Annotated in this window: 22 protein-coding genes, 8 tRNA genes and 3 rRNA genes; 30 read left to right on the top strand and 3 right to left on the bottom strand. The window is 48.7% G+C overall.

Going from position 1 to position 25,453, the window contains the following annotated elements; translation table 11 throughout:
- Position 1: 1 nt before the first annotated feature.
- The 4 genes from D5E69_RS00920 to D5E69_RS00935 all read left to right on the top strand — a co-directional run bounded on the left by D5E69_RS00920 (position 2) and on the right by D5E69_RS00935 (position 4,072).
- Entirely contained in the window at positions 2 to 556 is a 555-nt protein-coding gene (locus tag D5E69_RS00920) for an SMI1/KNR4 family protein (RefSeq protein ID WP_053072541.1), read from the top strand.
- 509 nt (positions 557 to 1,065) lie between these two features.
- Positions 1,066 to 1,515: a DUF2521 family protein gene (locus D5E69_RS00925; RefSeq protein ID WP_142245773.1), complete on the top strand. Its 450-nt coding sequence runs from the start codon at positions 1,066 to 1,068 to the stop codon at positions 1,513 to 1,515.
- A 65-nt stretch (positions 1,516 to 1,580) separates the two neighbouring features.
- A complete protein-coding gene (gene cwlD, locus D5E69_RS00930) occupies positions 1,581 to 2,294 on the top strand; it encodes an N-acetylmuramoyl-L-alanine amidase CwlD (RefSeq protein ID WP_063191357.1) in 714 nt (237 codons plus the stop codon).
- Positions 2,295 to 3,022: 728 nt separating this feature from the next.
- Positions 3,023 to 4,072 (top strand): P-loop NTPase, encoded by a 1,050-nt coding sequence (locus D5E69_RS00935; RefSeq protein WP_048007641.1) that lies wholly within the window; start codon positions 3,023 to 3,025, stop codon positions 4,070 to 4,072.
- Positions 4,073 to 4,119: 47 nt separating this feature from the next.
- On the opposite strand, the gene gerD is transcribed toward D5E69_RS00935, so the two are convergent.
- A complete protein-coding gene (gerD, locus tag D5E69_RS00940; protein ID WP_048007642.1) occupies positions 4,120 to 4,731 on the bottom strand; it encodes a spore germination lipoprotein GerD in 612 nt (203 codons plus the stop codon).
- 151 nt (positions 4,732 to 4,882) lie between these two features.
- On the opposite strand from gerD, the gene D5E69_RS00945 reads away from it, so the two are divergent.
- Positions 4,883 to 5,503 (top strand): KinB-signaling pathway activation protein, encoded by a 621-nt coding sequence (locus D5E69_RS00945; protein ID WP_159129086.1) that lies wholly within the window; start codon positions 4,883 to 4,885, stop codon positions 5,501 to 5,503.
- 29 nt (positions 5,504 to 5,532) lie between these two features.
- On the opposite strand, the gene pdaB is transcribed toward D5E69_RS00945, so the two are convergent.
- On the bottom strand, positions 5,533 to 6,282 hold the full coding sequence (gene pdaB / locus D5E69_RS00950; RefSeq protein WP_048013972.1) for a polysaccharide deacetylase family sporulation protein PdaB: 750 nt from the start codon (positions 6,280 to 6,282) through the stop codon (positions 5,533 to 5,535).
- A 148-nt stretch (positions 6,283 to 6,430) separates the two neighbouring features.
- Here pdaB and D5E69_RS00955 point away from each other — a divergent pair, with 148 nt between their 5' ends.
- The 13 genes from D5E69_RS00955 (at position 6,431) to rocF (ending at position 14,002) form a co-directional block, all read left to right on the top strand.
- Positions 6,431 to 6,664, top strand: a complete 234-nt coding sequence (locus D5E69_RS00955; protein ID WP_048007645.1) for a hypothetical protein — start codon at positions 6,431 to 6,433, stop codon at positions 6,662 to 6,664.
- Positions 6,665 to 7,068: 404 nt separating this feature from the next.
- Positions 7,069 to 8,619 (top strand): 16S ribosomal RNA (locus tag D5E69_RS00960).
- Positions 8,620 to 8,810: 191 nt separating this feature from the next.
- A 23S ribosomal RNA gene (locus D5E69_RS00965) occupies positions 8,811 to 11,744 on the top strand.
- 157 nt (positions 11,745 to 11,901) lie between these two features.
- Positions 11,902 to 12,018: ribosomal RNA gene (gene rrf / locus D5E69_RS00970) — 5S ribosomal RNA — on the top strand.
- The 16S, 23S and 5S rRNA genes sit together here with 8 tRNA genes alongside, the layout of an rRNA operon.
- A 7-nt stretch (positions 12,019 to 12,025) precedes the next feature.
- Positions 12,026 to 12,100 (top strand) — tRNA-Asn (locus D5E69_RS00975).
- A gap of 2 nt (positions 12,101 to 12,102) precedes the next feature.
- Positions 12,103 to 12,175: transfer RNA gene (locus tag D5E69_RS00980), tRNA-Thr, on the top strand.
- Between the two features lie 32 nt (positions 12,176 to 12,207).
- A tRNA-Glu gene (locus D5E69_RS00985) sits at positions 12,208 to 12,282 on the top strand.
- A gap of 11 nt (positions 12,283 to 12,293) precedes the next feature.
- Positions 12,294 to 12,369 (top strand) — tRNA-Val (locus D5E69_RS00990).
- 148 nt (positions 12,370 to 12,517) lie between these two features.
- Positions 12,518 to 12,593 (top strand) — tRNA-Thr (locus D5E69_RS00995).
- 14 nt (positions 12,594 to 12,607) lie between these two features.
- Positions 12,608 to 12,691: transfer RNA gene (locus D5E69_RS01000), tRNA-Tyr, on the top strand.
- A gap of 62 nt (positions 12,692 to 12,753) precedes the next feature.
- Positions 12,754 to 12,828 (top strand) — tRNA-Gln (locus tag D5E69_RS01005).
- A gap of 5 nt (positions 12,829 to 12,833) precedes the next feature.
- Positions 12,834 to 12,906: transfer RNA gene (locus tag D5E69_RS01010), tRNA-Lys, on the top strand.
- Positions 12,907 to 13,099: 193 nt separating this feature from the next.
- Positions 13,100 to 14,002, top strand: a complete 903-nt coding sequence (gene rocF / locus D5E69_RS01015) for an arginase (protein WP_048007332.1) — start codon at positions 13,100 to 13,102, stop codon at positions 14,000 to 14,002.
- Positions 14,003 to 14,063: 61 nt separating this feature from the next.
- Here rocF and D5E69_RS01020 read toward each other — a convergent pair whose 3' ends face one another.
- On the bottom strand, positions 14,064 to 14,225 hold the full coding sequence (locus D5E69_RS01020; RefSeq protein ID WP_082139417.1) for an aspartyl-phosphate phosphatase Spo0E family protein: 162 nt from the start codon (positions 14,223 to 14,225) through the stop codon (positions 14,064 to 14,066).
- 360 nt (positions 14,226 to 14,585) lie between these two features.
- On the opposite strand from D5E69_RS01020, the gene sigW reads away from it, so the two are divergent.
- The 12 genes from sigW to D5E69_RS01080 all read left to right on the top strand — a co-directional run bounded on the left by sigW (position 14,586) and on the right by D5E69_RS01080 (position 25,409).
- On the top strand, positions 14,586 to 15,149 hold the full coding sequence (sigW, locus tag D5E69_RS01025) for an RNA polymerase sigma factor SigW (protein WP_048007331.1): 564 nt from the start codon (positions 14,586 to 14,588) through the stop codon (positions 15,147 to 15,149).
- A gap of 16 nt (positions 15,150 to 15,165) precedes the next feature.
- On the top strand, positions 15,166 to 15,798 hold the full coding sequence (locus D5E69_RS01030) for an anti-sigma factor family protein (RefSeq protein WP_048007330.1): 633 nt from the start codon (positions 15,166 to 15,168) through the stop codon (positions 15,796 to 15,798).
- 210 nt (positions 15,799 to 16,008) lie between these two features.
- Positions 16,009 to 16,836, top strand: a complete 828-nt coding sequence (gene cdaA, locus D5E69_RS01035) for a diadenylate cyclase CdaA (protein WP_048007329.1) — start codon at positions 16,009 to 16,011, stop codon at positions 16,834 to 16,836.
- Complete coding sequence (locus D5E69_RS01040; RefSeq protein WP_048007328.1) at positions 16,837 to 18,096, top strand: CdaR family protein; 1,260 nt, start codon at positions 16,837 to 16,839, stop codon at positions 18,094 to 18,096.
- A gap of 17 nt (positions 18,097 to 18,113) precedes the next feature.
- On the top strand, positions 18,114 to 19,463 hold the full coding sequence (glmM, locus tag D5E69_RS01045; RefSeq protein ID WP_048007327.1) for a phosphoglucosamine mutase: 1,350 nt from the start codon (positions 18,114 to 18,116) through the stop codon (positions 19,461 to 19,463).
- 476 nt (positions 19,464 to 19,939) lie between these two features.
- The gene (glmS, locus tag D5E69_RS01050; protein ID WP_048007326.1) at positions 19,940 to 21,742 is read left to right on the top strand and encodes a glutamine--fructose-6-phosphate transaminase (isomerizing); all 1,803 of its coding nucleotides are present in this window, start codon (positions 19,940 to 19,942) and stop codon (positions 21,740 to 21,742) included.
- 203 nt (positions 21,743 to 21,945) lie between these two features.
- On the top strand, positions 21,946 to 22,374 hold the full coding sequence (locus tag D5E69_RS01055; protein WP_048007325.1) for a cytidine deaminase: 429 nt from the start codon (positions 21,946 to 21,948) through the stop codon (positions 22,372 to 22,374).
- 14 nt (positions 22,375 to 22,388) lie between these two features.
- Positions 22,389 to 23,120 (top strand): class I SAM-dependent methyltransferase, encoded by a 732-nt coding sequence (locus D5E69_RS01060; protein WP_159129087.1) that lies wholly within the window; start codon positions 22,389 to 22,391, stop codon positions 23,118 to 23,120.
- A gap of 23 nt (positions 23,121 to 23,143) precedes the next feature.
- Entirely contained in the window at positions 23,144 to 23,677 is a 534-nt protein-coding gene (locus D5E69_RS01065) for a GNAT family N-acetyltransferase (protein ID WP_159129088.1), read from the top strand.
- Between the two features lie 97 nt (positions 23,678 to 23,774).
- Positions 23,775 to 24,194 carry a VOC family protein gene (locus D5E69_RS01070; protein ID WP_048015187.1) on the top strand — a complete coding sequence of 140 codons (420 nt, stop codon included), beginning with the start codon at positions 23,775 to 23,777 and terminating at the stop codon, positions 24,192 to 24,194.
- Between the two features lie 113 nt (positions 24,195 to 24,307).
- Positions 24,308 to 24,778 (top strand): M50 family metallopeptidase, encoded by a 471-nt coding sequence (locus D5E69_RS01075; protein WP_159129089.1) that lies wholly within the window; start codon positions 24,308 to 24,310, stop codon positions 24,776 to 24,778.
- A 13-nt stretch (positions 24,779 to 24,791) separates the two neighbouring features.
- The gene (locus D5E69_RS01080; RefSeq protein ID WP_048015189.1) at positions 24,792 to 25,409 is read left to right on the top strand and encodes an HAD family hydrolase; all 618 of its coding nucleotides are present in this window, start codon (positions 24,792 to 24,794) and stop codon (positions 25,407 to 25,409) included.
- The last annotated feature ends 44 nt before the right edge of the window (positions 25,410 to 25,453 follow it).

A 25,453-nucleotide genomic window follows, 5' to 3' on the forward strand; every position in this document is an offset into this window, starting at 1 on the left:
AATGATACTCAAAAAGACGTTGCAAGCTCTAAAGAAACGACTTGATGAAAAAGGGAATATGGAGATTGTAGCTGAGCAAGGGGAAATTCACACAGTTCATTGTTCATTTAATCCCCCTATTGCAAGTAAAGAGCTGAAGGACTTTCAAGATGAAAAAGGATGGATTTTACCTGAAGATGTTCAACAATTTCTATCTAAACACAACGGAGCCAAAATGTATGAAATGTTACTAGGCTCGATTAATATTGGTGGTGGATTGCAAATATACTCTTTAGAGGAAATAAAGAAGACACACGATGCCCTTAAATCATTGTCTGATTATATTCCAATAGGGTATGTGTTTGAAAATAATCTATTGATAAGTCGAACAGCTCTTGAACGAGATGATCCAGACTATTTGTATATTTCTGGGACATTGCTAAAACCGGAACCCTTACATTCGAATCTGGAATTGTTTTTTGATCGGTTTGTGGTGTCACAGGGTTCAAACTTTTGGGAATGGCCAAACTATACAGCCAAGAATTACTATAAGCAATCTGGAGGAATTGAAACTTAATACTAATTAAATCAAACCATAGTCGGTCAATGATCTTACTGTATATTTCAATTATCTGAGGAGCGTTTTGGAGATAAAAGAATCCACATTTATCACAAAAAGGTTTCAAACGTTTTAAAAATACGTTTAAGGGTTATCGATCAAAGTTCATCAGGGCGCATGGGCATGTAATTTCCGTAAAATGCATAATACCAAGAATACCTTTTGGGGAAATTGGTCCCAGGATAAGGTGATGATTTAAAGGAGTTTATTTATTTCCGGATAAAGATAATTAATTCTACTTTTGAATGAGCGTAAAAAAATACGGTCTTAAAGGTGCACGTCGCGCGCCACAATTCTCAAAACGTTAATTTTTCATGGAAGACCCGACCTTTTTGGTTGGGTCTTTTTTCATTTTGCCCTGGCGACACGACTTTATGACAGGGCCGCCTTCAAAAATCTCCCTTGGTAACAGTTCCTCGAATGAACCGGTCTCCTGAGAAGGAGAATAGGGTCAAAGGGGTGGATTAGTGTTGAACGTCATCACGACTTTTACAACGAAACAACGCGAAAAAGAAATCAAATCCGAACGGACCCTCCTCCGTGGCATCTCCATCAAGATGCTTCAGGAGAGCGTCAGGAAACATTTCGGTTATATAAAGATACAAGGCGGCACCTTCATGCAGGAGGGCTTTGATGAAGCCTGTTTCGATGTGGCAATCGAGGCCTACCTGCTCGGAGGGAAAGTCAGCAAGTTCGGTCATGAAGGTGAAGGGGAAGAGCGAGTAAAGCAGCGCTGCCATACAGAACTCAAGCACTTCATCGATACGCTGTATAACTTCTGGCTCTACTGGGCCGAAGTCGGTGTCACCCAGCCGGTGGATGAATCCTTCTATCACTCCTGTGAGCATTTTGTGGAAACATGGTGGGAGGAAGGATATCAGCAGGGAATGAAGCGTCTTAAGCTCAGGCTTCACTAAAGGGGTTCTAAATGTCTTTCTTGTCCCATATTTTTTAATAAGGCAAATGGGACAGGAGGACGATCATGCGTCAAAAGCTAAAAGTCATCGGGATGATCGCTGCGCTGGCAGCGGTGCTGTTTATTATTCAATATAAAATCCTGGATAAGAATACGTGGGGGTCATGGAATCTCCCCTTATCCGGTAAGGTGATCTATATAGATCCCGGTCACGGTGGTCCTGACGGTGGTGCAGGGGACAAGAACGCCCTTGAGAAGGATATCGCTCTTGATGTCTCCATCATGATCAGGGACTATCTCCAGGAGCAGGGAGCCCTTGTGATCATGACCAGGGAAGAAGACGTAGATCTGGCAGATGAAGATACGAAGGGATACAGCAGGAGGAAAGTCGAAGACCTTCATGAACGCTTGAAGCGTATCAATGATTCTGAGGCCGACCTGTATCTAAGCGTACACCTGAACTCAATTCCGTCTGCACAATGGAGCGGGGCACAAACGTTCTACAATCCGAAGTTCAAGGAAAACGAGGCATTCGCCAAAGCCATCCAAAAAGAACTGATCCGAAATCTGGAGAATACGACAAGGGAAGCGAAGGGGCTCCAGAATGTCTATATCCTGAAGCACGCCAAGAAGCCAGGCGCCCTCGTGGAAATCGGCTTCCTATCAAACCCGGGGGAGCGGGCGAATCTTCTCAAGAAGGATTACCAGGAAAAGATCGCTGCATCGGTTTATGAAGGGATCATGGATTATCTTGCCGAAGCACCGGATAAAAAGGAATAGTGCAGGGACCCGTATTCCTTCTGGGGATCGGGTCTTTTTGTTGTGGAGGAAGAGCCTTCGTTTTGATCAGCATCTCCTTCCTTGTCGTTTGCTTGTCACCTCAGAGCGAGCCCCTCCGCTTTTCGTGGTGTCTAGCTCCGGTGGGTTGACCCTCGAGGTCATAAGCCAAGAACCCAAAAGGCCAAGAGCGCCTTTTCAGGTTCTCGTCTTATGCTTGTCGGGTCAGACCGACCCGCCTGCGCTTTTCGTTGATGTCCAGCTCCGGGGGCTTGAGGCTCGAGGTCATAAGCCAAAGATCTCAAAAAGGCCAAGAACGCCTTTCCGAGATCTTCGTATTATGCTTGTCGCCTCAGACCAAGCCTCCTCCGCTTTTCGTGATGTCCAGCTCCGGCGGGTTGACCCTCGAGGTCATAAGTCAAGAACCCAAAAAGGCACAGAACGCCTTTCCGGGTTCTTGCCTTATGCTTGTCGGGTCAGACCAACCCGCCTCCGCTTTTCGTTGATGTCCAGCTCCGGGGGCTTGAGGCTCGAGGTCATAAGCCAAAGATCTCAAAAAGGCCAAGAACGCCTTTCCGAGATCTTCGTATTATGCTTGTCGCCTCAGACCAAGCCCCCTCCGCTTTTCGTTATACCAGTAAAACATTCCGAACGTTTTGATCATTCATTCTAGGCTGGATATGTTATACTGGAAACAGTGAAAACGAATACAAAGTAAAGGGTGGTTACGTATGTTGACGGAACAGCAGGCACGTGAATTGTTGGCGGGATTGCAGGATCCTTTTTTACATAAAACATTAGGTGAAACGAACGGTATAGAGGAGATTTCGATCAAGGAGGAGAAAAATCATATCAGCGTGAAAATTGCGTTGGCTAAGACGGGGACAGGCGAGCAGCTGCAGTTCCAGCAGAAGGTCGTTCAGCTTCTCAAAGATAACGGGGCTGCTTCAGTGGGGATCCGTTTTACGGAGCTGTCTGATGAAGAGCTTGAGAAGCACAGGGGTTCAGGTGGGGAAGGAACGGATCTTCTTTCACCTGCAAGCAAGACGACGTTCATCGCTATTGCAAGCGGTAAGGGTGGCGTGGGCAAATCGACGGTTTCTGTGAACCTTGCCGTCTCACTGGCGCGTCAAGGGAAGAAGGTCGGTCTTGTGGATGCCGATATTTACGGATTCAGTGTTCCTGATATGATGGGGATCATGAAGCGTCCGGTTGTACGTGGGGAAAAGATCATTCCAGTAGAACGGTTCGGGGTGAAAGTCATTTCCATGGGCTTCTTTGTGGAAGACAATGCCCCTGTCATCTGGAGGGGACCGATGCTTGGTAAAATGCTGAATAACTTCTTCTCCGACGTAGAATGGGGAGACCTTGATTACCTTCTACTCGATTTGCCGCCGGGAACAGGGGATGTGGCACTCGACGTTCATACGATGCTTCCTAAGTGCAAGGAGATCATTGTGACGACTCCGCATCCGACAGCTGCCTTTGTGGCTGCACGTGCAGGTGCCATGGCCCTCCAGACGGATCATGACATTCTTGGTGTCGTAGAGAATATGTCGTATTTCGAGAGTAAGATCACGGGTGAGAAGGAATTCGTCTTTGGTCAAGGCGGAGGAGAGAAGCTGACGGAAGAACTGCGCACCGATCTCCTTGGTAAGTTGCCTCTTCAACAGCCGGATTGGAATGAAGAGGACTTTGCTCCTTCTGTCTATGCAGCCGATCACCGCCTGGGTCAGATCTATGGCGAGATCGCTCATAAGGTGATTGAAAAACTTTCATAAAAAAGGCCGGATAATCGGGAAATCCCGATTGATCCGGCCTTTTTGCGTTAAGCACCGCCACCCTGACCTCCACCGGAGGTACTTCCGCCGCCTTGGTCATTAAGGGTCTTACCACTTTTTTGATTTCCCGTAGATCCTTTATCCATGGCTTCCTGGATCTTCGACTGGAAGAGCGGGCTTTGGAGTGTTTCAATGATCACCTGTTGAAGGTGCTCGCGATATTCCTTGCTTTTAAGGGCTTCGATGATATCTTTCTGCATGGCAGGATCCTTGAATAGGTCAATCATCATGCCTTGGTACTCGGGATCTTTCATGAGGTCTTTCAGAAGCTTTTCGTTGCCTTCCTTCATGCTTTTCGCCATCGTTTCAGCAAACTTCGGGTCTTCAAAGGCCTTCTTCCAGAACTCCACGCCTTTTTCCGACGTGAGGGTCTTCGAAATGGTATCTGTTACGACTTTTTCATTCAGGATCAGCTCTGATTTCATTTCATCGTCACTCATGATTTCTTTGATAGCCTTTTTGCCATCGTCTGTTTTCAATATATCGACAACCATTTTCTTGGTTTCTTCATAGTCCATTTTGCCGGTCTCCGTTCCTCCGCCACCACAGGCAGTCAAGAGAAAGAAGGATGACAGCACAAGAAAGGATAATCGTTTCATGGTCAGGCTCCTTTCATACAAGTTCCCTTACCTTTAATATGGAGCCGGACACAAAAAATATACTTATTAATCATGGGCCATATGGATTTTTCATGAAAGCGTTTGGTACAATCAGAAGAGTCCATATATTTAGATTTGGGGGAAAGTAGAAGTGACCATCCGTAATTGGATCCGTTTTTTCATTCATACGCTGCTAGTCGGGGGATTAGTGACCGGAGTGGCATCCTTGTTCATCAGATGGGATCAGTTCGGTCCATATGTCAGTGATGGAGACGTACTGGGGATCTTATCGAGCCTGTTATGGTTCTTATTTGTAGGCTTCACCTTCAGTGTCATCAGCCAAATGGGGTATTTCGCCTATTTGACAATCCATCAATTTGGCATGGGGTTATTCAAGGGGCTGTGGAATCCAGTGCAGTTCTTGTTGATTCTATTCGTGTTATTCGATCTCATTTATTTCCGGTTCAGGGCATTCGCAGAAGCGGATGATTCCTATCTGCCATATATCCTCCTTGGATTCGGCATCTTGTTGATTGGGGCAGTCACCGCCTATTTCAAGAATCAGCAGTCGAGCTCGAACACTTATGTATCCGCTTTATTCTTTATGATTGTCATTACGACACTGGAATGGCTCCCTGTCCTGTTGGTGAACTCCATCGACTGGCTGTACCTGATGCTCCTGGCTCTTATATCCTGTAACGCCTATCAGCTGCTGATGCTTCCGCGTTATCTGGAAAATTCCCGTACCGAGAGACAACAAAAGACAGGATGAGAAAAAGGCCGTCAGCTGACGGCCTTTTTTCATTGGATCAGGGAAGACTTGGCATCACCGTTTGATATCATATCCGATACATTGATGAAGCTTCCTTTGGACTGAAGTTCCTTTATGATTTCAGGAAGGGCCTTCTGAGTCTGCTTGGCAGAATCAGAAGCGTGCAGAAGGATGATATCCCCTTTCTTCGCTTCACCGACATTTTCGACGATTTCATCCACTCCAGGGTTGGTCCAGTCTTTTGAGTCCACACTCCAGTGTACAAGGGTGAGTCCAAGTGAATCCGCCACCTTCAGCGTTTCTTTATCGAAGTGGCCTGTTGGGCTTCTAAGCAGCTTCACCTCCTGCACATTGAGTTTTTTGAAGATCGTATCGGCCTTCAGGATGTCTTGTCTGATCTTTTCAGGTTCCATATCTGTGTAGTCTGAGTAAGCATATCCCAGATTTCCGATCTCGTAGCCCTGCTTCACAATCTGGTCCACCAGCTCAGGATGGCGTTCGGCCCAGGCGCCGGATAGAAAGAAAGTGGCGGACTGAACATTCATCCTCTTTAATTCCTGCAATATAGGCTTCGCTTTTTCATCTCCCCATCCGATATTAAAGGTCAGGGCAACGCCTTTCTCTCCTTTGAAAACCGCCTTCGGTCCATCTTTGGTTCCGAAGACAGCAATACTTGATGTATTCGCACTATACACCATCAGAGCGGTGAAAAAAGATATGACGATAATCAGTGCAACCTGCTTCAGTCTCTTGGCATTCACCGTATGAAATGTACTCACATGCCATCCCCCTGTTCTTCTGTTGTCGATTTCAATGCGTATTACACCTTATGCATGTCCCCCTGAAAATATCTATATTCGAAAAAAATGATTATAAAAATCTTTATATGGAAAAAACTACAATTATCAACAGTAAGGGGTGGCATAATTGCTTGGGTTTTTAATCGACGACAGAGAGAAGCAAGAGATCGAATATTTACTGAAACGTGAAATGGACGAAATTCTGTTCGACTTGAAAGACGCAAGGATTGAATATATCGTGAAGCGTGCCATGGATGAACGCTATGCGATTTTGTTTTCCCTATTCAGAAGGATCGCGAGTCACAAGGAGTGTTTAAAGTATATGAAGAGGACTTCGTTCAAGGACGAGTCCAATCAGTAAATGGATATGGGGCATGTGCGGCTTATCTCGGATTGTACGTGCCTTGGTTGATCTTTGGGTTCTTTCTAACCGAAGGGATGCGTAACCCGTGTATAGAGACAATTGAAGCATGTTGAGGAGAGAGATGAAGGACGCAAATAAAATAACAATGTTTTTACTAAAAAGTATTGACCGGAGATTGAATAGCTGATATATTATTAAACGTCGCTGCTACAGCAAAGGCATTTCAAACCAAGAGATGAAAAACTTGCTAAAAAAACAGTTGACACCACGAAGTAAGATGTGGTAAATTAGAAAAGTCGCCGAAAGAGACAGCGACAAGCATTTGAACCTTGAAAACTGAACAAAACAAGACAAACACGTCAACGTTAATTCTAGATTTATTTTAAGAGCTATTCAAACTTTTTATGGAGAGTTTGATCCTGGCTCAGGACGAACGCTGGCGGCGTGCCTAATACATGCAAGTCGAGCGGATCGATGGGAGCTTGCTCCCTGAGATCAGCGGCGGACGGGTGAGTAACACGTGGGTAACCTGCCTGTAAGACTGGGATAACTCCGGGAAACCGGGGCTAATACCGGATAACACCTACCCCCGCATGGGGGAAGGTTGAAAGGTGGCTTCGGCTATCACTTACAGATGGACCCGCGGCGCATTAGCTAGTTGGTGAGGTAACGGCTCACCAAGGCGACGATGCGTAGCCGACCTGAGAGGGTGATCGGCCACACTGGGACTGAGACACGGCCCAGACTCCTACGGGAGGCAGCAGTAGGGAATCTTCCGCAATGGACGAAAGTCTGACGGAGCAACGCCGCGTGAGTGAAGAAGGTTTTCGGATCGTAAAACTCTGTTGTTAGGGAAGAACAAGTGCTGTTCGAATAGGGCGGCACCTTGACGGTACCTAACCAGAAAGCCACGGCTAACTACGTGCCAGCAGCCGCGGTAATACGTAGGTGGCAAGCGTTGTCCGGAATTATTGGGCGTAAAGCGCGCGCAGGTGGTTTCTTAAGTCTGATGTGAAAGCCCACGGCTCAACCGTGGAGGGTCATTGGAAACTGGGGAACTTGAGTGCAGAAGAGGAAAGTGGAATTCCAAGTGTAGCGGTGAAATGCGTAGATATTTGGAGGAACACCAGTGGCGAAGGCGACTTTCTGGTCTGTAACTGACACTGAGGCGCGAAAGCGTGGGGAGCAAACAGGATTAGATACCCTGGTAGTCCACGCCGTAAACGATGAGTGCTAAGTGTTAGAGGGTTTCCGCCCTTTAGTGCTGCAGCTAACGCATTAAGCACTCCGCCTGGGGAGTACGGTCGCAAGACTGAAACTCAAAGGAATTGACGGGGGCCCGCACAAGCGGTGGAGCATGTGGTTTAATTCGAAGCAACGCGAAGAACCTTACCAGGTCTTGACATCCTCTGACAACCCTAGAGATAGGGCTTTCCCCTTCGGGGGACAGAGTGACAGGTGGTGCATGGTTGTCGTCAGCTCGTGTCGTGAGATGTTGGGTTAAGTCCCGCAACGAGCGCAACCCTTGATCTTAGTTGCCAGCATTCAGTTGGGCACTCTAAGATGACTGCCGGTGACAAACCGGAGGAAGGTGGGGATGACGTCAAATCATCATGCCCCTTATGACCTGGGCTACACACGTGCTACAATGGACGGTACAAAGGGCTGCAAGACCGCGAGGTTTAGCCAATCCCATAAAACCGTTCTCAGTTCGGATTGTAGGCTGCAACTCGCCTACATGAAGCTGGAATCGCTAGTAATCGCGGATCAGCATGCCGCGGTGAATACGTTCCCGGGCCTTGTACACACCGCCCGTCACACCACGAGAGTTTGTAACACCCGAAGTCGGTGAGGTAACCTTTTGGAGCCAGCCGCCTAAGGTGGGACAGATGATTGGGGTGAAGTCGTAACAAGGTAGCCGTATCGGAAGGTGCGGCTGGATCACCTCCTTTCTAAGGAAGATTTACTAAAACGTTTGACGACGTCGAAGTTTTGTTCAGTTTTGATGGTTTAAGTTTTTTACGAAGCGCAAGCGGAGTAAAATAAACATCCATCTTCTATATTGTTCTTTGAAAACTAGATAAAGTTTTATTGATAGTCAAGAAATTACCGAGTATCGCCATTTTAGGTTTTTAACCAATTCGGTTAAGTTAATAAGGGCGCACGGTGGATGCCTTGGCACTAGGAGCCGATGAAGGACGGGACTAACACCGATATGCTTCGGGGAGCTGTAAGTGAGCTGATCCGAAGATTTCCGAATGGGGGAACCCACTGTTCGTAATGGAACAGTATCCTTGCTTGAATACATAGAGCTTGGAAGGCAGACCCAGGGAACTGAAACATCTAAGTACCTGGAGGAAGAGAAAGCAAATGCGATTCCCTGAGTAGCGGCGAGCGAAACGGGATTAGCCCAAACCAAGAGGCTTGCCTCTTGGGGTTGTAGGACACTCTATACGGAGTTACAAAGGAACGGGGTAGACGAAGAAGTCTGGAAAGGCTCGTCAAAGAAGGTAACAACCCTGTAGTCGAAACTTCGTTCCCTCTTGAGTGGATCCTGAGTACGGCGGGACACGTGAAATCCCGTCGGAAGCTGGGAGGACCATCTCCCAAGGCTAAATACTCCCTAGTGACCGATAGTGAACCAGTACCGTGAGGGAAAGGTGAAAAGCACCCCGGAAGGGGAGTGAAATAGAACCTGAAACCGTGTGCCTACAAGTAGTCAGAGCCCGTTAACGGGTGATGGCGTGCCTTTTGTAGAATGAACCGGCGAGTTACGATCCCATGCAAGGTTAAGTCGAGAAGACGGAGCCGCAGCGAAAGCGAGTCTGAATAGGGCGAATGAGTATGTGGTCGTAGACCCGAAACCAGGTGATCTACCCATGTCCAGGATGAAGTCCAGGTAACACTGGATGGAGGTCCGAACCCACGCACGTTGAAAAGTGCGGGGATGAGGTGTGGGTAGCGGAGAAATTCCAATCGAACCTGGAGATAGCTGGTTCTCTCCGAAATAGCTTTAGGGCTAGCCTCATGTTGTAAGAGTCTTGGAGGTAGAGCACTGTTTGGACTAGGGGCCCTCATCGGGTTACCGAATTCAGACAAACTCCGAATGCCAAAGACTTATCCATGGGAGTCAGACTGCGAGTGATAAGATCCGTAGTCGAAAGGGAAACAGCCCAGACCACCAGCTAAGGTCCCAAAGTATACGTTAAGTGGAAAAGGATGTGGAGTTGCTTAGACAACCAGGATGTTGGCTTAGAAGCAGCCACCATTTAAAGAGTGCGTAATAGCTCACTGGTCGAGTGACTCTGCGCCGAAAATGTACCGGGGCTAAACGTATCACCGAAGCTGTGGATTGACACCGTTTGGTGTCAGTGGTAGGAGAGCGTTCTAAGGACTGCGAAGCTAGACCGTAAGGACTGGTGGAGTGCTTAGAAGTGAGAATGCCGGTATGAGTAGCGAAAGATGGGTGAGAATCCCATCCACCGAATGCCTAAGGTTTCCTGAGGAAGGCTCGTCCGCTCAGGGTTAGTCGGGACCTAAGTCGAGGCCGATAGGCGTAGACGATGGACAACAGGTTGATATTCCTGTACCACCTTTCTTCCATTTGAGCAATGGGGGGACGCAGGAGGATAGGGTAAGCGCACTGCTGGATATGTGCGTCTAAGCAGTTAGGCTGATGATGAGGCAAATCCCATCATCGTGAAGGCTGAGCTGTGATAGCGAGCGAATTATAGTAGCGAAGTTCCTGATTCCACACTGCCAAGAAAAGCCTCTAGCGAGGAAGATGGTGCCCGTACCGCAAACCGACACAGGTAGGCGAGGAGAGAATCCTAAGGTGAGCGAGAGAACTCTCGTTAAGGAACTCGGCAAAATGACCCCGTAACTTCGGGAGAAGGGGTGCTCTGGTAGGGTGCAAGCCCGAGAGAGCCGCAGTGAATAGGCCCAGGCGACTGTTTAGCAAAAACACAGGTCTCTGCGAAGCCGTAAGGCGAAGTATAGGGGCTGACGCCTGCCCGGTGCTGGAAGGTTAAGAGGAGTGCTTAGCGCAAGCGAAGGTGCGAATCGAAGCCCCAGTAAACGGCGGCCGTAACTATAACGGTCCTAAGGTAGCGAAATTCCTTGTCGGGTAAGTTCCGACCCGCACGAAAGGCGTAACGATCTGGGCACTGTCTCAACGAGAGACTCGGTGAAATTATAGTACCTGTGAAGATGCAGGTTACCCGCGACAGGACGGAAAGACCCCGTGGAGCTTTACTGTAGCCTGATATTGAATTTTGGCACAGCTTGTACAGGATAGGTAGGAGCCTTGGAAGCCGGAGCGCTAGCTTCGGTGGAGGCGTCGGTGGGATACTACCCTGGCTGTGTTGACATTCTAACCCGCGCCCCTTATCGGGGTGGGAGACAGTGTCAGGTGGGCAGTTTGACTGGGGCGGTCGCCTCCTAAAGAGTAACGGAGGCGCCCAAAGGTTCCCTCAGAATGGTTGGAAATCATTCGCAGAGTGTAAAGGCACAAGGGAGCTTGACTGCGAGACCTACAAGTCGAGCAGGGACGAAAGTCGGGCTTAGTGATCCGGTGGTTCCGCATGGAAGGGCCATCGCTCAACGGATAAAAGCTACCCCGGGGATAACAGGCTTATCTCCCCCAAGAGTCCACATCGACGGGGAGGTTTGGCACCTCGATGTCGGCTCATCGCATCCTGGGGCTGTAGTCGGTCCCAAGGGTTGGGCTGTTCGCCCATTAAAGCGGTACGCGAGCTGGGTTCAGAACGTCGTGAGACAGTTCGGTCCCTATCCGTCGTGGGCGCAGGAAATTTGAGAGGAGCTGTCCTTAGTACGAGAGGACCGGGATGGACGCACCGCTGGTGTACCAGTTGTCTTGCCAAAGGCATCGCTGGGTAGCTATGTGCGGAAGGGATAAGTGCTGAAAGCATCTAAGCATGAAGCCCCCCTCGAGATGAGATTTCCCATCACTTTATGTGAGTAAGATCCCTGAAAGATGATCAGGTAGATAGGTCAGAGGTGGAAGTGTGGCGACACATGGAGCTGACTGATACTAATCGATCGAGGACTTAACCAAACGTAATGCAGGCGCGTTGCGCCTGCCAGACTGGCTGATACGCCGGTAATGATTGACTATCAACCCTTTATCTAGTTTTCAGGGAATAATTTTTAAATTACCCCTTGAAAAACCTTGAAAATATTATATAATAATATTTGTCATTGTAAGCAATTTGTCTGGTGACATTGGCGAAGAGGTCACACCCGTTCCCATGCCGAACACGGAAGTTAAGCTCTTCAGCGCCGATGGTAGTTGGGGGATCTCCCCCTGCGAGAGTAGGACGTCGCCAGGCTAACCATTCCACAGTAGCTCAGTGGTAGAGCTATCGGCTGTTAACCGATCGGTCGCAGGTTCGAGTCCTGCCTGTGGAGCCATTGCTTCCATAGCTCAGCAGGTAGAGTGCTTCCATGGTAAGGAAGAGGTCACCGGTTCGAGCCCGGTTGGAAGCTTTCTTTTTTTTTTTTTGAGAAACATCAGGACTGGCCCATTGGTCAAGCGGTTAAGACACCGCCCTTTCACGGCGGTAACACGGGTTCGAATCCCGTATGGGTCACCATTTTTACACACGGAGGATTAGCTCAGCTGGGAGAGCATCTGCCTTACAAGCAGAGGGTCGGCGGTTCGATCCCGTCATCCTCCACCATCGTTTTTTCACACAGCGAAGCGGAGTGAAAATAACGTACCATAAGCTCTTTTTATTAACACACAAGCCTAAAACAATCACCTTCACGGGTTTTTATTTTTAGTTGGGTGGATGCAAAGAGTGTTGCTGATCAAGTACAACTGAACATGCCGGTGTAGCTCAACTGGTAGAGCAACTGACTTGTAATCAGTAGGTTGGGGGTTCAAGTCCTCTTGCCGGCACCATTTTTCCTTTAGCTGGAGGGGTAGCGAAGTGGCTAAACGCGGCGGACTGTAAATCCGCTCCTTCGGGTTCGGCAGTTCGAATCTGCCCCCCTCCACCATTTTGTATAATCTTTTGTGAAATGGACATCCTTATAAATGTCCCTTTTTTATGCCATTTTATTGGGCTATAGCCAAGCGGTAAGGCATCGCACTTTGACTGCGACATGCGTTGGTTCGAATCCAGCTAGCCCAGCCATTTACGAGCCATTAGCTCAGTTGGTAGAGCATCTGACTTTTAATCAGAGGGTCGAAGGTTCGAATCCTTCATGGCTCATCATGAAAACTCCCACGAATTCTTTCGTGGGAGTTTTTTGTTATGGGCGAAAATGAGAGGGTGAGGGAAGAACCTAGGAAGGAAGCTTAGGGACTGTCCGCATATATATACATGAATATGTGCAGTTGAGTCATTGATGTGAAAGCGGATACAATGGAGGGAGATACAACGATGAGATGAGAGGATGGTTGGGATGAAGAAGAATATTTCGATTATTGGGGTACCGATGGACTTGGGTCAAATGAGGCGTGGAGTCGATATGGGACCGAGCGCTATTCGATATGCAGGTGTGATTGAAAGGCTAGAGGATCTAGGCTATGCAATTAAGGACCTTGGAGATATCAAGATCGGCCAGGCGGAGCGGGTACATAAGGACAGGGATACGAATCTTCGCAATCTTAAGGCGGTGGTTGAGGCCAGCAAGACGTTGGCAGCAAAAGTGGACGATGTTATTGAAGGCGGGGATTTCCCTTTGATTTTCGGAGGGGACCATAGTATCGCCATCGGCACGCTTGCCGGTGTATCGCCTCACTACGAAAACCTGGGCGTGATCTGGTATGATGCCCATGGAGATCTGAACACGGCGGATACATCCCCTTCAGGCAATATCCATGGAATGCCACTTGCAGTGAGCTTGGGACTTGGTCATGAGGATCTTCTGGATATCGGGCATGACCGCGTAAAGATTAAGCCTGAGAATGTCGTGCTGATTGGAGCCCGATCATTGGACGAAGGCGAGAGGGAGCTTATAAAGGAAAAGGGCATCAAGGTCTACACCATGCATGAAATCGATCGTCTCGGCATGGCAAACGTGATGGAAGATGCGATTGATTATTTGAAGGAGAAAACGGACGGGGTCCATCTGTCCCTTGATCTTGATGGGTTGGATCCGAGCGATGCACCGGGAGTGGGCACACCGGTCCTCGGCGGGATCAGCTATCGTGAAAGTCATCTTGCCATGGAGATGCTGGAGGAATCCGGACTGATTACGTCTGCAGAGTTCGTGGAAGTTAATCCGATCCTCGATGAAAAGAATAAGACGGCAACAGTGGCAGTGGCGCTCATGGGCTCCCTGTTTGGAGAAAAACTTCTTTAAAAAAGACAAATAAAAGAAAAGGCTGATCATCCTATCGCAGGGGATCAGCTTTTTTGTATGTTCAATGGTGTTTACACCCTTGATATTGGTTTAGTAAGTCATCGAGCCTTACACTCATATCAACGACCTGCTCATCTGCGAAGGATGACTTCAGGGCCATCTCGACCATCTGGCGACGGCAGTCTTCTATCTCGAACAGTAGATCACGTACGCGTACTCTCATTTCCAAAATCCCCCTAAATATAAATAATTAGTCCCTTTATACCCCTTTTGAAATAATTGTAAACATTTATAGGCAAAAATTTGTTAGGATAATGAAGAGAGACCGTTTTACATAGGTTGCAGGCTTGGTTTCACATCGTTTTTACCTATAAATTGGGTAACTTTTTCCGTTGAAATACGTCCACTATAGTGGTGCATTGAGCCATATGGGCTGTATCCCATATAGTCGGGATGGATTCATCGATAAAAGGTCCTGAACATAGTGGAAGAATAAAGGCATAAAAAAATATAAAAAATTTATGAAACCTTTCAATAGGGTGTAACGTATATAACGATACCCGCATGGAGCGGAGGTTGAGGAATGGACGAAATCATCAATAGAAGAATCAAACAGGTTCTCAAAGGCGATCAGAACGCATTTGGGGAAATTGTGGAGTTATACAAAGACAAGGTATTCCAACTGTGCTACAGGATGCTCGGGAATCGGCATGAGGCGGAAGATATTGCACAGGAGGCGTTCATACGGGCCTATGTGAATATCGAGACGTTCCATCAGAACAGGAAGTTCAGCACCTGGCTGTTCCGGATCGCGACGAACCTTTGCATAGACCGGATACGCAAGAAAAAACCCGATTACTTTCTGGATGCGGAAGTAGCCGGGACCGACGGATTGACCATGTATTCTCAAATCGCAGCTGATATCCAGCTCCCTGAAGAAGAAGTGGAGAATATGGAGCTCCAGGAGACGATCCAGAAAGAAATTTCGAAATTACCTCAGAAATATCGTTCTGTCATCGTATTAAAGTATATTGAGGAGCTGCCCCTTCAAGAAATCAGTGAGATATTGGATATGCCGCTCGGTACAGTGAAGACGAGAGTGCATAGAGGGCGGGAAGCCCTACGGAAGCAATTACGATCTTTGTAAGAGAGGGGGAGCATTCATGAAAGCATGTCCTGAAGAAGTCATTGACTACATGCATGATTATCTTGATGGAGATATAGGAAGCACCCAAGCATCGGAACTGAAGAAACATCTGCAGGAATGCGATGATTGTCAGCATCATTTTCATGAGCTTAAAAAAGCGATCGCCTTTGTACAAAGCACCTCGCACATCAGTGCACCAAGCGGGTTCACTGACAGTGTGATGGCAAGGCTTCCGAAGGAGAAGAAGAAAGTAGGGTTCCAGCGATGGTTGAAAAGCCATCCGCTTCTCACAGCGGCTGCGCTGTTCCTGACGTTCATGACGGGAGGACTTTTCACCTCCTGGAATGGTAATGATGATTTCTCATTCACCAAGCATGACAATCTCGTCGTACAGGATCACACGGTCCTCGTCCCTAAAGGGGAAGTGGTCAAGGGGGATCTGACCGTACGAAATGGCGATGTGAAGATAGAAGGAAAGGTCACGGGGGATGTGACCGTCATCAACGGTGATAAGTATCTCGCTTCTGCCGGAAGTGTGACCGGAGATATCAACGAGATCGATGAAGCCTTCGGATGGCTATGGTACAAGATCAAAGAAGGTGTCAAAGGAACCGTGGATTTAGGAAATTCGCAAATGGTTGAAAATTAAGATAGACTAGAGGGACGTGGATGACGTTCCCTCTAAGGGCTGGCATTCACGTGGTGTCAGTTTTTTTCTGTAAAACGTAAGTTCAAAGCAAGAGAGGCCATGGGTGTCTTTTAATGGACAAGGACAAAATGTGATATACTAAAAAAGTTACGAAAATGAAGAAGCCACATGGCGGCTTACGCTTTCGATTAAGCTATTGGAGGATGTAATATGCCGTTTCTCGATATTTTTACGGATTACTCCGCACTGGATTATGTCTCCGATATTGTAGATATTCTCGTGGTGTGGTTTGTAATCTACAAACTCATCATGCTGATAAAAGGCACGAAAGCAGTACAATTGTTAAAAGGAATTTTCGTTATCATCATTGTAAGGGGTCTCAGTAGCATTTTTGGCCTTGATACCCTCGGATGGATGATGCAGCAGGCACTGACCTGGGGATTCCTTGCCATCATCATCATCTTCCAGCCCGAATTGAGACGGGCCCTCGAACAGCTCGGCCGGGGCCGTCTGTTCTCGAGATCCGGCATGCAGGAGGATGAAGAGCAGGAACGCATCATTGAATCCATGACCAAAGCGGTCAGCTATATGGCGAAGCGCCGCATCGGGGCCCTATTGACCCTGGAGAGGGAAACAGGGATGAGTGATTACATCGAGACGGGGATCCCGCTCGACTCCAAGATCTCATCAGAGCTCCTCATCAACATTTTCATCCCGAATACACCTTTGCATGATGGTGCCGTCATCGTTCAGAAGAATCAGATTGCGGCAGCGGCATGCTATCTGCCACTTTCAGAGAGCCCGTTCATTTCAAAGGAGCTCGGTACGCGGCACCGGGCAGCGCTTGGTGTCAGCGAAGTGACAGACAGCATTACCATCGTTGTATCTGAGGAAACAGGTGCCATCTCCATTACGAAGAATGGTGAGCTTTATCGCGACCTGACTTTGGATCGTTTCAAGGAGATCCTGACGAATGAGCTCGTTGGCGAACGTTCGAATGCTTCCTCGGTGAAATGGAACTGGAGGGGGAAGAAATAGATGGATAAGTTTATGGAAAGCCGTTGGTTCATGCGCATCGTCGGTTTACTGCTTGCACTCATCCTCTATATGTCCGTCAACTTCGGCGATCTTCAAAAAGAAGCGAATCGTCCGAGTAGCGGAAGCTCTCAGGAAGATGTGGAAACCGTTCAGGATGTGCCCCTTGAAGTGTTTTATGACAGTGATAACCTTGTCGTCACGGGTATGCCCGAGACGGTGAACGTCAGGCTGGAAGGACCGAAAGCCCTCGTGCAGGCAGCCAAGCAGGTGAAGGACTTCCAAGTGTACGTCGACCTGAATGACGTGGGCATTGGGAACCATCAGGTGGAAGTCAAAATAGACAACCTATCGGATAAGATGAAGGCGAAGGTCAATCCAGGCTATGTGAATGTGTCAGTTCAGGAGAAGGTCACGAAGGAATTCGGGGTCGAGCCCGAGTTCAATGAAGGACTGCTTGCCGACGGCTATGATGCCCAGGGACTGGCAGTGGAGCCTAAAACCGTGAAGGTGACAGGTGCGAAAGACGAAGTGGAGCGCATCACCTATGTGAAGGCGACCATCGATGTCGATAATGAAATCAACCAGAATGTCACGAGAGAAGCACAGGTACAAGTGCTCGACCGTAACTATAATAAACTGGATGTCGAAGTGGAACCGGAAACGGTCGACGTGACGGTCTCGGTCACCAACCCGAGCAAAACCGTCCCCATTTCGGTGAAGGAGAAGGGTGAGCTGCCTGAAGGCGTGACGCTCAATTCCATCAGCGTCAAACCAAAAGAAGCCACCATATTCGGAAATCAGAGCCTCCTCGATACAGTGAAGGAGCTGTTTGCCGAAGTGGACCTTTCGGACATCAAGAAAGATACGACAAAGAAAGTGAAGATCGGCCCGCAGTCCGATCTCAATAAGGTGACACCGGAGGAAGTCGAGATCACCATCGATGTCTCACAGGTGTCAACAGATGAGGATAAGGAACTGACGGGTGTGCCGATCACACCGGAGGGCCTCCCGGAAGACTATGAGTACAACGTGACGTCTCCCGAGGCTGAGGCTGTGGATGTCTCACTCAGCGGTCCCCAGGATGAGGTGAGCAAGGTGACGAAGGATGACTTCTCCCTTGCCCTTGACCTCTCGGGACTCGAGCCGGGTGAACATGAGGTGGAGATTACTGCACAGGGACCGGATAACGTGGACTGGACCCTGTCACAAAAGACCGTAACCGTAGAAATCAAAGATAAGAACACATCAGCCGATGGCTGAAAAAGGAGAGAATAATGATGGGTAAGTATTTTGGAACAGACGGAGTAAGGGGAGTAGCCAACTCGGAACTGACACCTGAACTGGCTTTTAAGCTGGGTAGATTCGGGGGTTACGTACTGACGAAGGATGCCACACGTCCCAAAATATTGATTGGAAGGGATACGCGGATCTCAGGACATATGCTCGAAGGCGCCCTCGTTGCAGGATTGCTGTCGATCGGAGCGGAAGTCATGCGTCTTGGAGTCATTTCCACACCGGGAGTCTCTTACCTCACTAAGGCACTGGGGGCACAGGCAGGGGTCATGATCTCAGCTTCCCACAATCCTGTGGCAGACAACGGAATCAAATTCTTCGGACCGGACGGATTCAAGCTGTCCGATGACCAGGAGAATGAAATCGAAGTGCTCCTTGATGCTACTGAAGATACCCTTCCTCGTCCGGTAGGCGGAGATCTCGGTCAGGTGAGCGACTACTTCGAGGGTGGACAAAAGTATCTGCAATACCTTAAACAAACAGTGGATGAAGACTTCGACGGACTACATATCGCACTCGATTGTGCACATGGTGCCACTTCTTCCCTTGCGACGCATCTGTTCGCCGATCTCGATGCCGACATTTCCACGATGGGAGCATCCCCGAACGGGTTGAACATCAACGAGGGAGTAGGTTCCACGCATCCAGAAACACTCGCGGAAATGGTGAAGGAAAAGGGAGCGGACCTTGGTCTTGCCTTTGACGGAGACGGAGACCGGATCATCGCTATCGATGAAAATGGGGAAATCGTCGACGGAGACCAGATCATGTACATCTGCGGGAAATTCCTTAAATCAGAAGGTCGTTTGAAGCAATCGACGGTCGTCTCCACCGTCATGAGCAACCTCGGATTCCACAAAGGACTCGAGGAGCACGGCATCCAAAGCATCCAGACGGCCGTGGGAGATCGCTATGTAGTCGAGGAAATGAAGAAGAACAACTATAACCTCGGCGGGGAACAGTCCGGTCACATCATCTTCCTGGATTACAACACGACAGGTGACGGACTCCTTACAGGAATCCAGCTTGTGAACATCATGAAGATCACGGGGAAATCCCTATCTGAGCTTGCGGGTGAAATGAAGAAGTTTCCTCAAAAGCTTGTGAACGTCCGTGTGACCGATAAACATCACGTAACGGATAATGCCAAGGTGAGTGAAGTCATCAGCAAGGTGGAAGGCGAGATGAACGGAAACGGCCGGATCCTTGTCCGTCCATCCGGAACCGAGCCCCTTGTCCGTGTTATGGCAGAAGCTCCGACAGAAGAACTTTGCGCCCGATACGTCGATGAAATCGTCGCCGTGGTACAGGCGGAAATGGGCCTGGCTGAATAGTTGATTTTCCATGCATGAGGGGTCACTCACGACCCCTCATGCATATTTTATAGTGATGGTCATGTGGTCACCATGTTGCGAAGCAGTGACAAACCGCTAACAAATGGTCGGTCCATCCATAATTTGATTGACGGATGATAAGCAACTGGTGTATGATGATTTTGTTTTTAATTTTTCAACATACTGGAAACACTTGACTCAAGAATGGAAAGGTGGAAAGAGGTCGTATTATTTATAAAAAGCGCCAGGACTAAGCGGCTGCTTAGTTGACGAGGTGGAGGTTCTATCGATCGATCGGCGGGTGCCTCCCGGTTCTAGTCACAGAACCGTATGATCCTTCTTCAAAACATCGGGGCAACCCGGTGGACAAAGGGAAGGTTCAAGTGACCCTAATACAACTGACAAATAGAGATAAGGGGGCAAATTGTCCCCAAACGAGATTTGCCCCCTTGTACTTTCAAGGAGGAACTATTCACATGTGCGGAATTGTTGGATATATCGGAAATGCAGATACAAAGGAAATCTTGTTAAAAGGTCTTGAGAAGCTTGAGTACCGCGGATATGATTCTGCCGGTATCGCGGTTCAAAATGAAGAAGGCATCCACGTGTTCAAAGAAAAGGGACGTATCGCGGATCTTCGCGCAGTCGTAGACAGCAGCGTAGAAAGCCATACAGGGATCGGACATACGCGCTGGGCGACACATGGTGTGCCAAGCCACGATAATGCCCATCCTCACCAAAGCACGTCTGGACGCTTCACCATCGTTCATAACGGTGTCATCGAGAACTATTCACAGCTGAAACGTGAATACCTTACAGAAGTGAACTTCGTCAGTGAAACCGATACAGAGGTCATCGTACAGCTTATCGACAAACTCGTAAGCGAAGGAAACGATGTAACGGAAGCATTCCGTCAAACACTCATGCTCCTTAAAGGTTCTTATGCCATCGCCCTATTGGATGCCGAGAACGAAGAAACCATCTTCGTTGCCAAGAACAAGAGCCCGCTGCTCGTAGGTCTTGGAGAAGGCTTCAACGTCGTGGCAAGTGATGCCATGGCCATGATCCAGGTAACAGATCAATTCGTTGAACTGATGGACAAAGAAATGGTCATCGTATCCAAAGAAAAGGTCGAAATCCAGAACCTGATCGGTGAAGTGATGGAGCGTGCCCCGTACACAGCTGAGATCGATTCAAGCGATATCGAAAAGGGAACATACCCTCACTATATGCTCAAAGAAATCGATGAGCAGCCACTTGTGATGCGCAAGATCATCCAAGCATACCAGGATGAAAACGGAGAGCTTCACATTGATCAGCCGATCGTCGGGGCCATGAAGGAAGCAGACCGCATCTACATCGTAGCATGCGGAACAAGCTACCATGCAGGTCTTGTCGGGAAGCAGTTCATCGAGAAAAGCGCCAATATCCCTGTCGAAGTACATGTTGCCAGCGAATTCAGCTACAACATGCCGCTTCTATCGGAGAAGCCGCTCTTCATCTTCATCTCACAAAGTGGTGAAACAGCGGATAGCCGTGCCGTACTCGTCAAAGTGAAGGAATTGGGTCACCAATCCCTCACCATCACGAACGTAGCAGGCTCTACGCTTTCACGTGAAGCGGATCACACCCTTCTTCTTCACGCGGGTCCTGAAATCGCGGTTGCGTCTACCAAAGCGTACACAGCCCAGCTTGCAGTCCTTGCCATCCTTGGTCATACAGCAGGAAAAGCCATCGGCGTTCAACAAGGCTTCGACCTTGTCCACGACCTTGGAATCGTTGCTACTGCCATGGAAGCCCTCTGCGATACGAAAGAAGAGTTCGAAGCGATTGCCAAGGAATACCTTGCGACTACGCGCAACTGCTTCTTCATCGGACGCTCCATGGACTACTTCGTTGGACTTGAAGGTGCTCTTAAACTAAAAGAGATCTCCTACATCCAAGCCGAAGGATTCGCAGGAGGCGAGCTGAAGCACGGAACGATCGCCCTCATCGAAGAAGGCACACCGATCATCGCCTTGGCGACACAAGAAGAAGTAAACCTTGGAATCCGTGGAAACGTCAAAGAAGTCGTAGCCCGCGGAGCCAATCCTTGTATCATTTCCATGAAAGGCCTGGAAGACGAAGAAGACCGCTTCGTCATCCCAGAGGTGAACCCATTATTAACACCTCTTATCTCTGTCATCCCACTGCAGCTCATCTCTTACTACGCTGCCCTGCACCGCGACTGTGACGTCGATAAGCCGCGTAACCTGGCTAAATCTGTTACGGTTGAGTAAGAGAACCATGGAGTTGTAAAAACGGAATATGTTAAAGTCCCCCGCATGGGTAAATGCGGGGGACTTTTTTTGCTGGCTTTCCATTTCCATTTCTCATACTATAGATGGTAACGGGATAAAGAATGCGCTTGTCACCAACAGGCAACTTCTTCATTAACTGAGTATTCCTATAAATAAAGGTCCTTACAGAAAGGCGACAAGAGATGAATACACTAGATTTAACACCTGAGGACTTCGAACTGATCGAATCCGCCAAAGACAAGATCACCATGCTCTATGAAGATGATAAACACCACGTCGCAGCAGCCCTGCGTACGAATTCGGGTGATATCGTCTCTGCTGTACATATCGAAGCCTACATTGGACGTGTAACCGTGTGTGCCGAGGCAATCGCCGTGGGGAGTGCGGTCTCTTCCGGCCACAAGGGTTTCCATACCATCGTGGCTGTCCGGCACCCCTATTCCGACGAAGTTGATCGCACGATCCGTGTCGTGAGTCCATGCGGCATGTGCAGGGAATTGATCGCTGATTATTCACCCGAATGCTTGGTCATCCTGGAGGTGGACGGTAAGCTGGTGAAAACCAGGATTGGGGAGCTGATCCCATTGAAATATACAAGGTCATCTACGTAAAGGGAGTGTAGAAAATGGACTACTACGGGGAGCTTTGCACGAAGGTATACGAAAGCGGGAAGTCCATTGCTGAAGGGGAGGAGCTTGCCTTTTATCTATCCCATGTGACCGAAGGGATGAAGGTGCTGGAGCCTATGTGCGGAAACGGGCGGATGCTCATTCCTTTCATGCAGAGAGGGATCGATATTGAGGGCTTTGATATCTCGGATGAAATGCTGAAGTTATGCGTGGTGAAGGGGAATGAACGGGGTATGGAACCCCGTGTATTTCATCAAGATATGAGGCACTTCAACCGGCAAGATACTTATGATTTGATCATGATCCCATTCGGGTCGTTCTCCCTTCTTCCGGAAGAAATCGTCCCCCTGTGCCTGAGGAATTTAAAGGAGTCCCTAAGGCAGGGTGGTAGACTTCTGATCACGGCTATCATCCAGCAGGGGGCTGATGACTGCCCGGAGTGGAAGGAGACCAATAGACTTCAAGATGGAAAGAATACCATTATAGAATACAAGCGGATGACCTATGACAAGGACAGCAGGGTTCTGAATAGTAAGCTGAAGTATCACCTTATACATGAGGGAGAGGTAATCAAAGAAGAGCTGATGGATTTCCCGATGCGCATGTACGGAGTAGAAGAGTGTAAGGAATTGCTTCATAAAAGCGGGTTTGTGAACGTGATTGCCCATGAAGTGTTGGATGGGTACGGCAAAGGGAATCCATTTCACGTGTTTGAAGGCACCATATAGAGCAGGAAAGCGAGGAGAACCATATGCATTTCACAACCGACCGACTCACCGTCAGACCGTTCACAGAGGATGACATCCACGATGTATTCACGATCTATCAAAATGAAGAAACATGTCGCTATCTTCTCCACGGCCCGTGGACCACGGAGGATAGGGTGGAGCGGTTCCGGAAGAAGCTCCAGAATCAAGCGCTCTCCAGTGAATCGGGCCTGAGCCTCGCCGTGGTCGAAGGGGACAAGGTCATCGGTGATCTGTCGGTATGTTACACCGGCATGAAGGACACGGTGGAGATCGGATACAGCTTTGCAAGGGAAACGGCAGGGAAAGGCTACGCAACGGAAGCACTCAGGGGGCTCGTAAAGCGACTTTTCATAGAATACGATATTCATAGGATCCAGGCGACCCTTGACAGCCGGAATCAAGCGTCGGCCAGGCTGTGCGAGCGGATTGGGATGAGGAAGGAAGCTCATTTCATACAGGACTACTGGAATAAGGGCGAGTGGACGGACAGTTTCGTGTACGGCATGCTGATGGCAGATCTTGATCCCGAGATGTGAGTGAACACGGCCAAAGGTCGTAAAAAAGATGCGACCAATCCCCAATGCGGTGCCCGTTCCCGCAGGCTACAATGAGGTCAGAGAGGATGTGGCACCCATGAAAAAAGAAAAATGGAATGAAGAGCTTCCAGTCGTCCAGTTCCGCATCGCGCGTCCAACCAGGAAGTTCGCCGAGGTCATACGTTTTTATATGGAAGGCATCGGGCTGAAGAAGATCGGCGGATTCGAGGCGCACAACGGGTATGACGGGATCATGCTCGGTCTCCCGGGGCATGCGTATCATCTGGAGTTCACGACCCGCGAAGACGAAGGGCCCTGTGAGGCACCGACAAAAGATAATCTCCTTGTGTTCTATATCCCGGATGGTGATCGAATGGAGGAGATTGTATCCAGACTTGCAGAAATGGGATACGATCCGGTGGAACCGGAGAATCCATACTGGAAGGAGAAGGGCATCACGATAGAGGATCCCGAGGGATGGCGAGTGGTGTTGATGAATACGGAAGGCATTGGGTGAAAAAGTGATCTAAAAGACTTTCGAATAGAAGGTCTTTTTTTATCATTCAACATGTTTTGTACCTTGCCTTTTTGTTATTATGGAAATATAAACCATAAAAAGGAGGGAGAACAATGCTTGAAAACCTCATCGCCTATGCCGTCGCCCTCTTCCTTTTTCAACCCCTCAATGTCCTGATCCATGAGTACGGTCACGGTTTCTTTGTGAAGATATTCGGAGGTCGTGTGACAAACATCGAGGTTGGAACAGGTGAACCCCTCTTTCGGGTGGGACATGTACAAGTGAATAAACAATTTTTTATCTCAGGGATGTGCCGGTATGAAGGGACTCCGGAGATATCAAAAAGCCGTCTGAAGCTGTCCTTCATTGCCATCGGGGGCGTGCTGTTCAATGCAGTGACCATCACCATGCTCATCCTCGTTAAGGTGTATACCGATCATAACCACTTCTTGGATGGGTATTATTTCGGCGTGACGGGTATGCTCATTCTATCGGCCTTATTCCCAATGACGTATTCTTCAGGCTTATATAGTGACGGAAAATGGCTGGTGACCATTTGGAAGAAAGACTCTCTATCAGCATAAAGGAGGTTCATAGATGGATAGTATCATATTCGACCTGGACGGAACGATCTGGGATCCAATCGATACGGTTCTGGAAGCGTGGAATCGGACGATTGAGGAGCATGATGAAGCGGGACACACGATGACGCGTGCGGATTTTGAAGGGGTCATGGGTCTGCAGGTGAAAGAAATTGAGGAGAAGTTATTCCCGGACGTTGATGAAGAGGTGCGGTCGAGGATGTTACAGGCATGTCTGGAGCGGGAAGAAGAGCTTCTCGGTAAACGGGGAGGAAGGCTTTATCCGGATGTGGAGAATGTGCTTGAGACCCTGTCCCGTTCCTATAAGCTCTTCATCGTCAGCAACTGCCAGGACGGCTATATCGAAACGTTCTATGACTATCACAAACTCGAACGTTTCTTCGAAGACTTCGAGAATCCCGGACGTACGGGACTCAGTAAGGGAGAAAACATCAAGCTGATTGTAGAGAGGAACAACCTGAAAGCCCCGGTGTACGTCGGGGATACGGACGGAGACCGGAAAGCTGCTGAGTCTGCGGGAATCCCATTTGTTTATGCCAAATATGGATTCGGTCATGTAGAGAAGCATGATGAAGTGCTGGAGACGTTCGGGGATTTGGTGAAGCTGTATTAGTTCATGCTTTTTACAAGAGAGAAGAAAGTAGCCAAGGATCCGTA

This window comes from Rossellomorea marisflavi (assembly GCF_009806575.1).
GTDB lineage: Bacteria > Bacillota > Bacilli > Bacillales > Bacillaceae_B > Rossellomorea > Rossellomorea marisflavi_A.